11 protein-coding genes and 1 other RNA gene are annotated in these 12,727 nt (G+C 40.7%); 10 read left to right on the plus strand and 2 right to left on the minus strand.

The annotated features are described in order from the left end of the window. Position 1: 1 nt before the first annotated feature. From rnr to P8610_RS09365, 7 genes are all read left to right on the plus strand, one after another. On the plus strand, positions 2-2,293 hold the full coding sequence (rnr, locus tag P8610_RS09335) for a ribonuclease R (RefSeq protein WP_394604238.1): 2,292 nt from the start codon (positions 2-4) through the stop codon (positions 2,291-2,293). A gap of 104 nt (positions 2,294-2,397) precedes the next feature. Continuing rightward, on the plus strand, positions 2,398-2,865 hold the full coding sequence (smpB, locus tag P8610_RS09340; protein WP_066239234.1) for an SsrA-binding protein SmpB: 468 nt from the start codon (positions 2,398-2,400) through the stop codon (positions 2,863-2,865). 140 nt (positions 2,866-3,005) lie between these two features. Then, positions 3,006-3,366: a transfer-messenger RNA gene (ssrA, locus tag P8610_RS09345) on the plus strand. A gap of 230 nt (positions 3,367-3,596) precedes the next feature. Continuing rightward, positions 3,597-4,349, plus strand: coding sequence for a hypothetical protein (locus tag P8610_RS09350; protein WP_394604144.1), 753 nt, complete (start codon positions 3,597-3,599; stop codon positions 4,347-4,349). A 125-nt stretch (positions 4,350-4,474) separates the two neighbouring features. Beyond that, positions 4,475-5,536, plus strand: coding sequence for a M42 family metallopeptidase (locus P8610_RS09355; protein ID WP_394604146.1), 1,062 nt, complete (start codon positions 4,475-4,477; stop codon positions 5,534-5,536). Positions 5,537-5,702: 166 nt separating this feature from the next. Continuing rightward, positions 5,703-6,539, plus strand: a complete 837-nt coding sequence (locus tag P8610_RS09360) for an undecaprenyl-diphosphate phosphatase (protein ID WP_394604147.1) — start codon at positions 5,703-5,705, stop codon at positions 6,537-6,539. Positions 6,540-6,759: 220 nt separating this feature from the next. Beyond that, a complete protein-coding gene (locus P8610_RS09365; protein WP_394604148.1) occupies positions 6,760-8,190 on the plus strand; it encodes an LVIVD repeat-containing protein in 1,431 nt (476 codons plus the stop codon). 52 nt (positions 8,191-8,242) lie between these two features. Here the strand turns inward: P8610_RS09365 and P8610_RS09370 are convergent, their stop codons facing one another. Beyond that, complete coding sequence (locus P8610_RS09370) at positions 8,243-8,449, minus strand: CsbD family protein (protein ID WP_289494541.1); 207 nt, start codon at positions 8,447-8,449, stop codon at positions 8,243-8,245. A 17-nt stretch (positions 8,450-8,466) separates the two neighbouring features. Next, positions 8,467-8,997 carry a general stress protein gene (locus P8610_RS09375; protein WP_289494542.1) on the minus strand — a complete coding sequence of 177 codons (531 nt, stop codon included), beginning with the start codon at positions 8,995-8,997 and terminating at the stop codon, positions 8,467-8,469. A gap of 221 nt (positions 8,998-9,218) precedes the next feature. Between P8610_RS09375 and P8610_RS09380 the strand changes: the two genes are divergently transcribed. The 3 genes from P8610_RS09380 (at position 9,219) to P8610_RS09390 (ending at position 12,692) form a co-directional block, all read left to right on the plus strand. Beyond that, positions 9,219-10,454 carry an EAL and HDOD domain-containing protein gene (locus P8610_RS09380; RefSeq protein WP_394604149.1) on the plus strand — a complete coding sequence of 412 codons (1,236 nt, stop codon included), beginning with the start codon at positions 9,219-9,221 and terminating at the stop codon, positions 10,452-10,454. Between the two features lie 119 nt (positions 10,455-10,573). Further along, on the plus strand, positions 10,574-11,572 hold the full coding sequence (locus P8610_RS09385; RefSeq protein ID WP_394604150.1) for an LLM class flavin-dependent oxidoreductase: 999 nt from the start codon (positions 10,574-10,576) through the stop codon (positions 11,570-11,572). A 97-nt stretch (positions 11,573-11,669) separates the two neighbouring features. Further along, positions 11,670-12,692: an LLM class flavin-dependent oxidoreductase gene (locus tag P8610_RS09390; RefSeq protein WP_394604151.1), complete on the plus strand. Its 1,023-nt coding sequence runs from the start codon at positions 11,670-11,672 to the stop codon at positions 12,690-12,692. Positions 12,693-12,727: the final 35 nt, after the last annotated feature.

Genomic DNA, 12,727 nt, shown 5'->3' on the forward strand with positions numbered 1-12,727 from the left:
CATGAAAGAATCGGAAAAACCGATGACAGTGACAGAGATTGAAGAAGCCCTTCAACTTCCTGATGCTGAAGCTTTCAAGAAACTGGTTTTAACACTAAACGAACTAGAAGATGAAGGATCTGTTGTCCGAACACGCACGAACCGCTATGGACTGCCTGAAAAAATGAGTCTCATCAAAGGACGCGTTCAAGGCCACGCAAAAGGCTTTGCATTTTTGATTCCTGAAGAGAGCGAGCAAAAAGACGTATACATCTCACAATCTGATATGAACGGTGCGATGAGCGGTGATACGGTCCTGGTGCGATTAAATCAAACTTCTTCTGGTTCTCGTCCAGAGGGGACCATCATCCGTATTTTAGAACGCGGCGTAACAGAAGTCGTAGGTACGTTTCAAGAAAGTCGTAAATTCGGTTTTGTTGTCGCTGATGATAAACGTATCCCAAATGATATCTTTATCCCAGCAGATGGAGTTAATGGTGCTGTAGAAGGTCATAAAGTTTTAGTGAAGATTACGAAATACCCGGAAGGTAGAAACAGTGCTGAAGGAGAGATCATCCATATCATCGGTCATAAAAACGACCCTGGTGTAGACATCATCTCAGTTATTTTTAAGCACGGGCTGCCAAGGGAGTTTCCAGAAGAAGCATTAGAGCAGGCGCATAACACACCGGATGTCATTGATCCGAACGATATCGAAGGACGCCGCGATCTTCGCAGTGAAACGATTGTAACGATAGATGGAGCGGACGCAAAAGACCTCGATGACGCGGTTCATGTAATCAAGCTGCCAAACGGCCATTACAAGCTTGGTGTGCATATCGCAGATGTTACCCATTACGTAACAGAGGATTCTCCGATTGATAAAGAGGCACAAGAACGCGGTACGAGTGTGTACTTAGTCGATCGAGTAATTCCGATGATTCCACATCGCCTGTCAAACGGGATTTGTTCATTGAATCCGAAAGTGGACCGCTTAACGATTTCGTGTGAAATGGAGATCAACCATGACGGTGAAGTGATCAAACACGAAATATTCCCTAGTGTGATTAAAACAACAGAGCGAATGACGTATACAGATGTCCGTAAGATTTTGCAGGATGAAGATGAGGAAGTTTCAAAACGTTATGAACCATTGATTCCGTTTTTCAAACTGATGGGAGAGCTTGCAGAAGTTCTTCGTAAAAAACGTTTTGCCCGCGGTGCGATTGATTTTGATTTTTCAGAAGCAAAAGTGCTTGTTGATGAGAATAGCGATCCGCAAGACGTTGTTCTACGCGAACGTTCAGTTGCTGAAAAGCTGATTGAAGAGTTCATGCTTTGTGCGAATGAAACCGTTGCTCAGCATTTTCATGAACTCGAGCTTCCGTTCATGTACCGAATTCATGAAGACCCAGATGAAGGCAAGCTAGAGCGTTTCTTAGAGTTTATCAGCATGTTCGGCTATGCTTTAAAAGGAACCGCGAGCGATATTCACCCTCGCAGTCTTCAGCAGCTTCTCGAGACCGTAAAAGGCGAGCCTGAAGAAATGGTAATCTCAAAAATCATGCTTCGTTCCATGAAGCAAGCAAAATATGATCATATGTCACTTGGCCACTATGGTTTAGCAACTGAGTTCTATACGCATTTCACGTCACCAATCAGACGTTATCCGGACTTAATCGTACACCGATTGATCCGCACGTATCTGTTCAAAAAAGATACTGGCCCAAAAACGGTCAGTCATTGGAAAGCAGAACTGCCAGGGATCGCGAAGCACTCGTCAGCGATGGAACGCCGTGCAGTTGATGCAGAGCGTGAAACAGATGAGCTCAAAAAAGCACAGTTCATGCTCGATAAAGTTGGTGAAGAGTTTGATGGTGTCATCAGTTCAGTTACAAACTTCGGATTGTTTGTGGAACTGCCTAATACGATTGAAGGACTTGTTCACGTTAGCTACTTAACAGACGACTATTACCGCTTTGACGAAAAGTTTATGGCGATGATCGGTGAACGAACAGGTAACGTATTCCGTATCGGTGATGAGATCTCCATTCGTGTTGTAAACGTAAACGTTGATGAGCGCTCGATTGATTTTGAAATTGTGGGTATGAAAGGCACGCCTCGCAAGCGTCATAAAGATCGTCAGCAGGTAATCGACATTGGTGATACTCCAAAACGAGGCAGGGGCAGACGCAGCAAGAATCGCAAAAATGAGTCCGACCGTTCCAGCGGTCCACAAGATTCAAAGAAGGGCAAGAAAAAACCTTTCTATAAGCCTGTGGCTAAAAAGAAAGGCAAGAAAAAGAAGAAATAAGCAGGTTGACTTGTCAAGGTTCATCTCAAGTGGTGAACCTTGACGTTATTTGACCATATTGCTATAATTAAAGTTCACTTGCTGTGGGGAGGATTGAGTTTTACATGCCAAAAGGAGAAGGGAAAGTAGTCGCACAGAATAAGAAAGCGCGGCACGATTACCACGTTGAAGAAACATTTGAAGCTGGAATTGTCCTTCAGGGCACGGAGATTAAATCCATTCGCGCAGGCAGGGCAAATTTAAAAGATTCCTTTGCACGTGTGCAAAATGGCGAGTTGTTTTTACACAACATGCACATTAGCACCTACGAACAGGGAAACCGTTACAACCATGATCCGCTGCGAACACGTAAGCTGCTTTTGCATCGCAAAGAGATTAACAAGCTGTTAGGTGCTACAAAAGAACAAGGGTACTCTATTGTTCCTTTGAAAATGTATCTGAAGAATGGTTTTGCTAAATTATTGATTGGTTTGGCAAAAGGTAAAAAGCATTACGATAAGCGTGATGACCTGAAGAAAAAGGATGCGAAGCGCGAAATTGAGCGTGCATTCCGAGATCGTCAAAAAGCATAATTGGTTCTTCTTACAGGAACTTACAATTGAGGCCGTAGGGTGAAAATGTTATACTGAGTTTACAAGTGAATAAGAGCAAATAAGCTTTTATCTCTTTCCGAGGTTCGGCAGGATTAACTTCTTGCTTACCATTTTATAATGGGGACGTTACGGATTCGACAGGGGTAGTTTGAGCTTAAGTTGCGAGTCGAGGGGGTCGGCCTCGTTAAAACGCCAAAGCCAATAACTGGCAAAACAAACAACAACTTAGCTTTAGCTGCGTAATAGCACTTTAGCTGTTCCTCCCTCCATCGCCCATGTGGTAGGGTAAGGGACTCACTCTTAGTGGGCTACGCCGGTTGTCCTCCGCCTGAGGACGATGGAAGAGAATAATCAGGCTAGCGATCTGGACGCCTGTCGGCTGGCAGATGGATTCGCGAAACGCGAATAAACCGACTACACTCGTAGAAGCTTAAGTGCCAATATCTTTGGACGTGGGTTCGACTCCCACCGTCTCCACCAATACATAGGTGGATAACAGACCAGCATTCATTTGTTGGTCTTTTTTATATGTCAAAAAAAGCTTCTTCCAACCGTAACTTAGCTTACGTAAAGTATATATAGTCATGATAAAGAATCCAAATGCCTGAAAAAATCAAAATATAGACGAGTTACCTATGCCTTTTTAGGGTGTTCTAACATATAATGCATGGACAAGAATAGTCAATATTTAATTTTCAGGAGGAAATTTTTTGAGCTGTAAAAACAACAAGCTCTCAGCACGAGAGGTTGCCCAATTATTATGTAAGCGTGTAATAGCCAATGAAGGATTTAGCGACATTGAAATAGAGGGTAAGCTAGTCTGTGTTGGAAGAGATTTTATCGCAATCAAAACAGATGATAAAGAGGTGTTCTACTTACCGCTAAACAATGTCAGAAACATTACAGTCGTATCTGACAGAAGCTGTTGCAATAAAGACCGTAAGAAAGTATGTAATGATACTTTCAGAAGAATTTTAAATAAATTGGTTAATTGCAGGGTAGCCGTTAACGATGGTGGCGATGAAGAAATTGAAGGCGTCCTTACTTCGGTTAACAGACAATCGATTCAAATCGTTGAGATCGATGATGGAAATATTGTTTTAGTACCGATTGGTTCCATTAACTTTATTAAGCAAGCTGGCGAACTTGGTGACGACGAGAGCAGCAACTGCAGAATTTTATGCTGTAAGAAAGAAAATCCTTGCGGAAAAAAGAAAGAAGAATGTAAGAAAGAATCTTCTTCTAGCAGCTGTAAAAAGGAATCTTCTTCTAGCTGCTGTAAGAAAGAGTCATCTTCATCTTCTAGCTCAATAGCTCTTTGGTGTAAAAAAGAGTCATCATCTTCATCCTCATCATCTTCATCTTCTTCAAGCGATTATTATTGGAAGAAAAAGAAAAAGAAGAAAAAGCACAAGGAAAGATGTTGTGAAGATTTAGAATCAAGAGGTTGGTTTAAACTGTAATAGGATTAATGCCCTGTTTTTTAAAACAGGGCATTTTTTTGCACGTTTTAGTAAAGAAATTCTCATCATTCCTGTAATAATTCATAAAAATATTCCCATCCTATATGTATAGGACGGTGATGTAGGTGGATTTGTTAAAAGAATTGACGGAAACAAACGGTGCACCTGGGTTTGAAAAAGCAATCCGGGACATCATGAAACGTGAAATAGAGCAAACAGGAGCAAGTCTTGTTACAGACAACCTGGGCAGTGTATTTGGCGAGAAAAAAGGTTCAGCCAGTGATGGCCCAAAAATTCTTCTCGCAGGTCACATGGACGAGGTTGGATTCATGGTGAGCGAAATAACTAAGGATGGCTATCTTCGCTTTGTTCCCCTTGGAGGCTGGTGGTCACAAGTTCTCCTTGCACAACGCGTACATGTGCAAACGAAAAGTAAAACCTTCACAGGTGTTGTTGGGTCAAAAGCTCCTCACATTTTAACAGCGGATGAACGAAACAGAGTGTATCCGATGAAAGAAATGTTTATTGATATAGGAGCAAACGATAAGGATCAAGTAAAAGAATGGGGAATTAAAGTAGGCGATCCGATTCTTCCGATATGTCCTTTTGAGCTAATGCCAAATGGCGATACGATTCTCGCTAAAGCTCTCGATAACAGAGCTGGATGTTATACGGCATTACAAGTTCTGCAGCAGCTTAAAAACATAGACCACCCAAACACCGTTTATTGCGGTGCAACGGTTCAAGAAGAAGTAGGGCTTCGAGGGGCAATAACAGCACCTGCTATCATGGAACCTGACGTGGCGATTGCACTAGATGTAGGAGTTGCAGAAGATGGACCTGGTGGAAACCAGAACAAAGCAAAGCTAGGAGAAGGACCGCTTTTAACGTTCCTTGATTCGTCTATGATACCGCACACTGGATTCCGCGACATGATCATTGAGGTTGCTGAAAAAAATAATATCCCTTACCAAGTGGATGTAATGCTTGGAGGAGGAACAGATGCAGGGAAATTCCATCTCCATAAAAAGGGAATACCGAGTCTTGTTGTCGGTGTAGCGGCACGTTATATCCATAGCCACACGTCTATGATCAGCAAGAGCGACCTCGAAAACAGTGCGAAACTACTTGTAGAGCTCGTTAAGGTTCTCGACAAAGGAAAGCTTCAATCGCTGCTTGATTATTGATTTCTAAAAGAAACCCCGTTGGATTTTTGCTTCCAACGGGGTTTCTCCCTTTTACGCAATATGTTAAAGTGTTATAAAATAATCACATCATTCTTTGCTAATGAGGTAAAAAAGTCTATTATAGAGAGATGAGATTAAAAGTAGTAAAAGGAGATCAGTAATTTTTATGGACATCCTATTGTTGTTAAAAGCCCTTATTTTAGGGATGGTTGAAGGTTTGACGGAGTTCGCTCCGGTATCATCAACGGGACATATGATTCTTGTCGATGACATGTGGCTAAAATCACAGGACTTTTTAGGGAAATACCCGGCCAATACATTTAAAGTTGTTATTCAGCTTGGCTCAATCTTGGCAGTCGTCGTTGTCTTCAGACAGCGGTTTATCGACATGCTTGGTTTTAGAAGAAATAAGGCGACAAATGAAGTTGCTGGTGGTCGCTTAAAGTTAACTCAAGTCATCGTAGGTTTACTGCCTGCTGGTATTTTTGGCTTACTTTTCGAGGACTATATTGATGAGCACCTTTTCACTACGAATACTGTGCTTATCGGACTAGCAATTGGTGCTGTTCTTATGATTTTTGCAGATAAATTTGCTGCTAAAAATCAAAATCCTGTTATTGATAGTGTTGATCAAATCACTTATAAACAAGCTTTTTCAATCGGACTTATCCAATGTTTGTCACTTTGGCCAGGATTCTCGCGTTCAGGTGCTACGATTTCAGGTGGTGTTCTCCTAGGACTTAGCCACCGTGCAGCAGCGGATTTTACATTTATTATGGCTGTTCCCATCATGGCTGGAGCAAGTGGCATCTCGCTTCTAAAGAACCTGGAATACTTTAAGATGGACGCTATGCCGTTCTTTGTGGTTGGATTCATCAGTGCATTCATTTTCGCGATGCTTTCGATCCGTTTCTTCTTAAATGTTATTGAAAAAGTAAAGTTAACACCATTTGCGATTTATCGTTTGGTACTAGTGGCTGTTATTCTTATCGTAATTATGTAAAAATGTTAAACCTGAACCATGGGCTAAGAATAAGTCCCTAGGTTCAGGTTTTTTATTTAGGATGATTTACTTTTTCAAGGTAGATAGTCCTTATGTATATTGATAAAAATACGTAAATGTACACAAGGAAATATTGTAATATTTAGTCAATTTCCCACTTCTATCAAAGAGTCAACTCCTATATTCTAGTAACTAATATTATGGAGGTGGATATAGGGATATGAACAAATTCACATCAAAAATTTTATCAAGTACACTTGCACTTTCTTTGGCAGGAGGCGGAATCGCTCTTGCTTGTGAAAACGGGCAAAAAAGCTATATTGAAGCGGGAGAATCTACTTTTGGCGGTATTCCAAAAGTGGAAGGTTCCAAAAACTTTGAGCATCTAAAAGAAGTGGCTGCTGTTCCTCTAAAAGACATTAAAGGAAAACCTGCTACTACGGCAGATGTATATGCATACAAGGGTTATGCTTATCTGGGTACACACCGTGGTCAGATGACAAATGAAGGCGTTCGAATTTTTGATATGAAGGATCCTGCTAATCCTAAAGAAGTTGCCGTTCTTGCGAATGATATTCCTGGAACATGGCAGGAAAAAGTTATTGTTCAATCTGTAAGTACTCCGTCATTTAAAGGAGACTTAGCTGCTGTGAGTGTTCAGCGAGTAGATAAAGAGCGATATGGCTATGAGGGGGAAACCTCTGAAAATGGTGGAGTGGTGTTATACGATGTTACGAATCCTAAAGAGCCGAAGAAGCTGGGTTTTTGGAAAACGCCATCTAATTTGCCTACTGGGACGCATGAACATTGGCTGACCGAACAAAATAACAAAGTCTTATTATTAGCTACTAATTATCAAGCTCATCGCTATAAGGACAAAGGGGTCGATGTTCATGACTTTTCAATCGTGGATGTAACAGACCCTAGTAACCCGAAGGAACTCTCAAACTGGGATCCAACAGAAGTAGGCGATGACTTTAATGGTGATTATCAATATGAAGACCAAACAGGGGCACAGCGAACTGCATTTTTACATAGTATCATTACAGATGAAACAGGTAAATATGCATATCTCTCTTATTGGGATTTAGGTACAATCATTTTAAATATTGAAGACCCTGCAAATCCAAAGTTTGTAGGAAGAACAAAATTCGAACGTGATGTTCAAGGAGCAGCGCATTCGGCAGCTTTAGCACACGGTGGAAACATCTTGATTGAAACACGAGAAGTGTTTAATCCAGATCCTCATGATCCAGGATTTGAAAGAGGTTGGGGATATGTTCGTGTATATGACATTAAGGATAAGAGCAACCCTGTTTTGCTAAGTACCTTTAGAACGTTAAACTCAATGGTGCAGATTAAAGCAGGTGAGCGCAAACCTGGAACATATACCGTTCATGATCCGAAAGTAAGGGGGAACACGCTTTACTTATCTCATTATTCAGATGGCATACGTATGGTTGATCTTACAAATCCATCAAATCCGGTAGAAGTAGGTTCATATGTATCAGACAAAGCAAACGTATGGGGAGTTTTCGTGGATCGAAACTATATATTAGCTTCTGATATGGGCCAAGGGTTAAAAGTCCTGCAGAAAAAAGCTGATCAAAATGTAAGTAAGTTGAACTTACAATCAGATTTATTTAAATAAGAATTACAAACATAGGAAAACCCGCTAAGTATTAACCTTAGCGGGTCCTTTTTTAATATTGTCCAACTCGGCTGTACCAGTCGTCATATTCACGTTCAGCATCTTCTCTTGATCTGCCGTGCCGCTCCTGAATCTTGCCGATCATTTTTTCACGGTCACCTTGTGCTTGATCGTAATCATCATCCGTTAGGTTGCCCCATTGTTTTTTGGCTTCACCTTTGAACTGTTTCCATTTACCTTCCATTGTATCGTTTTTCATGTTGAATCATCCTCCTTTTAATATTTGTTGGAATATGAATCTTCATAACGATGTGCATTTGTTGAACGGTAGTTACGGAATGTATCGTTTACTTGCCTATGTCTGCTTACTTCATTTGTATCAACCAGAACTAGAATGTCCCCAGCTTCAACAGATTGTTCATATTCTTTTGCTTCATTTTCAGGAATTCCTAACCCTACAAGAGCTCCAACAATTCCGCCAGCGCCAGCGCCAACTGCTGCTCCGCCGAGTGCGGCTGCTATTGGTCCTGCTGCTACGATCGGGCCGATCCCAGGGATGGCGAGTGCACCTGCACCTAGCAGTAAACCGCCAATGCCGCCAAGAATACCGCCTGTAGCCATACCAGTCGCAGCGCCTTGAGGGGCTTTGGAACCTGTTTCTTCATGAATATGTTTCATTTCTTTTCTGTCTTTTGCAATCACCGAGATATCATTTTCGTCATAGCCTTGATGTCTCAACTCTTTGATTGCATCAATTGCATCATCTTCTGTACGGAAAACGCCTACCACCTTACTATGTGTATCCATGGACTGCCTCCTTTTGTAGAAGATTGTTACTTTGTTTGTGTTCCCACAGTGTTATAAATCGAAACATAACCATGCAGTTTGAGAGAAAAATATGGCATTTGTACTACTTTGCAGGTATTTGGAACATTTTAACAACAAAACAAATATTGTACATGTTTACAATTTATGGTTTGATGTCTATATATAGGAAAATAAGAATAGATACTGAAATGGTGATTAAGATGGATATTTTTATTGGCAGGCAACCAATTTTAGATAAAGATGAGAATGTTGTCGCTTATGAACTGTTATATAGAAATAGTGCAACAAACAGATATGAAGGATTGGATCATGACAGTGCTACGATCGATGTCATGGTGAACAGTTTCACAGGAATCGGGATAAAAGAGGTAGGGGAACGAAAAAAGTGTTTTATCAACTTTACGGAAAACCTTTTGCTAAACCGAATTCCGACTTACATATCACCAGAATATATTGTGGTAGAGATTTTAGAAGATGTCCGTTTAAGTGAAGAGATACTAACCGTCTGTAAAGAGTTGAAGAATAAAGGGTATATCATTGCACTTGATGATGTTTCAGTAAACAAAGATCTGGAATCGCTGCTGCCGTTCATAGATATTATTAAGGTCGATTATTTAGTGATGGACTACATAGAAATGAAGAATATGATAGAAACCTATAAGGACCAAATAACTTTTTTAGCAGAAAAGATTGAAACACGAGAGCAATTTGAAGAGGCGCGAGGATTAGGTTTCGAATATTTTCAAGGGTACTTTTTTAGCAAGCCTATCATCTTACAAGGAAAAGATATAGCACCTATTCCTACAAACTATATTTTGCTTTTAGAAAAGCTGAGCAGCGGAGAGCCTGATATTAATGAAATCAGCAGTCTCATTCAGCGCGATTTATCTCTTTCGTACAAGCTGTTAAAAGTTATGAATTCCGGAACCTATTTTTTTAAGAGCAAGATAACATCGATTAAACAAGCGGTAGTATTAGTAGGACTTTACGAGATTAAGAAATTGATTATGATCCTCATGATGTCCAGCTTGAACAGGGCGGATAACCAACTGGAAATCGTTAAACTTAGCTTAACGAGAGCTGTCTTTTTTGAACGGATTGCACACATTGTAGGTGTCTCAAAAAATCATCTCTATATGTTTGGCATGTTTTCTTTCATAGATACACTTCTTAGTAAGGATATGAAAGATATCATCGATGATCTCCCCATTACGAATGAGCTTGCTGAGGCACTCATTGGAAACAATGAGAAGTACAATCTTGCTTTAACTATCGTACAGCATATGGAACGTGGCGCTTGGATTGAAATTCAATCTTTATGCCGTTCATTAAAAATGACCGAAGATGAACTATTAACTCAGTATCAAGCAAGTATCGTAGCTTCAAATCAATTTTTACAAGCTGAACCTGAGAAAAATATTATAGAATCCATATAAGTTATAAGGACCTCTAATTCGGTAGAGGTCCTTTGGTGTTTTTTAGAGAAGTTTTGTTCAAAGTAAAATCAGCAGTTTTGGAGTAAAATATGACTTAGTAAAAAACGAGGAGAAGACTTATGAAATTGAGCATTTTAGATCAATCACCTATCTCTTTCGGAAAAAATGCGCGTGAAGCTCTACAAGCTTCAATGGAACTTGCTAAAACAGGCGAACAGCTTGGCTATTCGAGATATTGGATTGCTGAACACCACGACTTTTCAGGCTTATCTTGTTCTGCTCCAGAAGTGATGTTAGGGTACATTGGTGCGCATACAGAAAAGATACGTTTAGGTGCAGGAGCTGTATTGCTGCCTCATTATAAACCATACCGTGTTGCAGAAACTTACAATATGCTTGCCACTCTTTTCCCAGATCGAATTGACCTTGGAATCGGCCGCGCTCCTGGTGGTTCTGCAGAAGCAACTATGGCTCTATCTGAGAACTTTTTGGAGAATGTCCGCCAAATGCCGAAATCGGTTAAACAGCTGCTCCAATTTTTACATCATGACTTTCCGCCGGATGGTCTATTTTCAAAGATACAAGCCTCTCCAGTTCCTGAAATTGCACCTGTTCCATGGATTCTAGGGACGAGTCAAAAAAGCGCTGATTTGGCTGCAGAGTACGGGACTGCTTATGCGTTTGGTCATTTTATGAGTGATAAACCAGGTCCGGAAATTGTGGCGTCATATAAAAAACAATTTAATCACAGTAAAACACAAGAGATGCCAGAAACCATTATTGCCGTTTCTGTCATCTGTGCAGAAACAACCGAAAAGGCGGAACAGTTTGCTTTGCCGATGATTCTTTGGAAAAAACAAAGTGCAGAGGGTAAAGGGGATAGAGGCATTCCCTCCATAGAAGAAGCTCAGAATCATTTTTCAAAAGACGAACAAACTCAACTTTTACATGAGGCGAAAAGAAAAATGGTTATTGGCAGCCCATCTGAGGTAATAGAGGAATTAAACAAGCTTCAAAAAATTTATGAAGCAGATGAAATGATGATCGTTACCATCACACATCGTTATGAAGACAGAACCAGATCCTATGAGCTACTTGCAAATGAAATAAGAAAGTAAGCATAATTTTTTATTTCATCAAGCAAGATTGTTATACTATTACCGATTATTAAAATATAGTAGCTAATTTTTTATTGCTTTATATAAGGAGGACGTTATGATGTCCAATACAAAACGTTTACGTGATATAAAGTGGTCTGTTCTTGACCTGGCACCGGTAATAGAAGGCGGAACGGTATCCGATTCATTCAAAAATACACTAGACCTTGCACAGCATGCTGAAAAATGGGGTTACAACCGTTACTGGCTTGCAGAACATCATAATATGCCTGGAATCGCGAGTTCAGCGACTTCGGTTGTTATCGGTCACGTGGCTGGAGGTACTTCTAAAATACGTGTAGGTTCTGGTGGGATTATGCTTCCTAACCATGCCCCACTCGTGATTGCTGAACAATTCGGTACATTGGATGCTCTATACCCAGGAAGAATAGATTTAGGATTAGGGCGTGCACCTGGAACTGATCAAATTACGGCACAAGCACTACGCCGTGATCTAGGCAGCATGGGGGATGATTTTCCTTACCAATTAGAGGAATTACGTACGTATTTGGATCCTAAACGCTCTGAAACTCCTATGAAAATAAGAGCGGTTCCAGGGGAAGGCCAAGATATACCGATCTGGCTTCTAGGTTCAAGCGGATTTAGTGCACGTTTAGCAGGACGTGAAGGTCTTCCATTTGCCTTCGCCAGTCATTTTTCACCTGATAATACGCTTCCTGCTCTAGAGTTGTATCGAAATACATTTACGCCATCGGAAGTTCTTGATGAACCGTACGCAATGGTAGGTGCTAATGTGGTCGTTGCAGAAACAGATGAAGAAGCAGCTAAAATCGCTACGTCATTGCAGCAGCAATTCGTAAACTTAGTTCGAGGAATGCCATCAAAACTTAAGCCGCCAGTTGAAAGTATGGATGGCATCTGGAGTCCATATGAAAAAGCTGCACTTGATCAGCAATTACGTACTACATTTGTAGGAAGTCCAGATACAGTTAAACAAAAACTGCAAGCATTCTTAGATGAAACTCAGGCTGATGAGATTATCGTCAATGGCCAAATCTATGATCACAAAGCAAGATTGCGTTCATTTGAGATGTTGGCTGAGATTGTAAAAGAGAATTAGCACGTTGGCGCACTTTTAAAATATTGGAGTGCGCT

Source organism: Fictibacillus sp. UD (genome assembly GCF_043558025.1).
In the GTDB taxonomy this organism is placed as follows: domain Bacteria; phylum Bacillota; class Bacilli; order Bacillales; family Fictibacillaceae; genus Fictibacillus.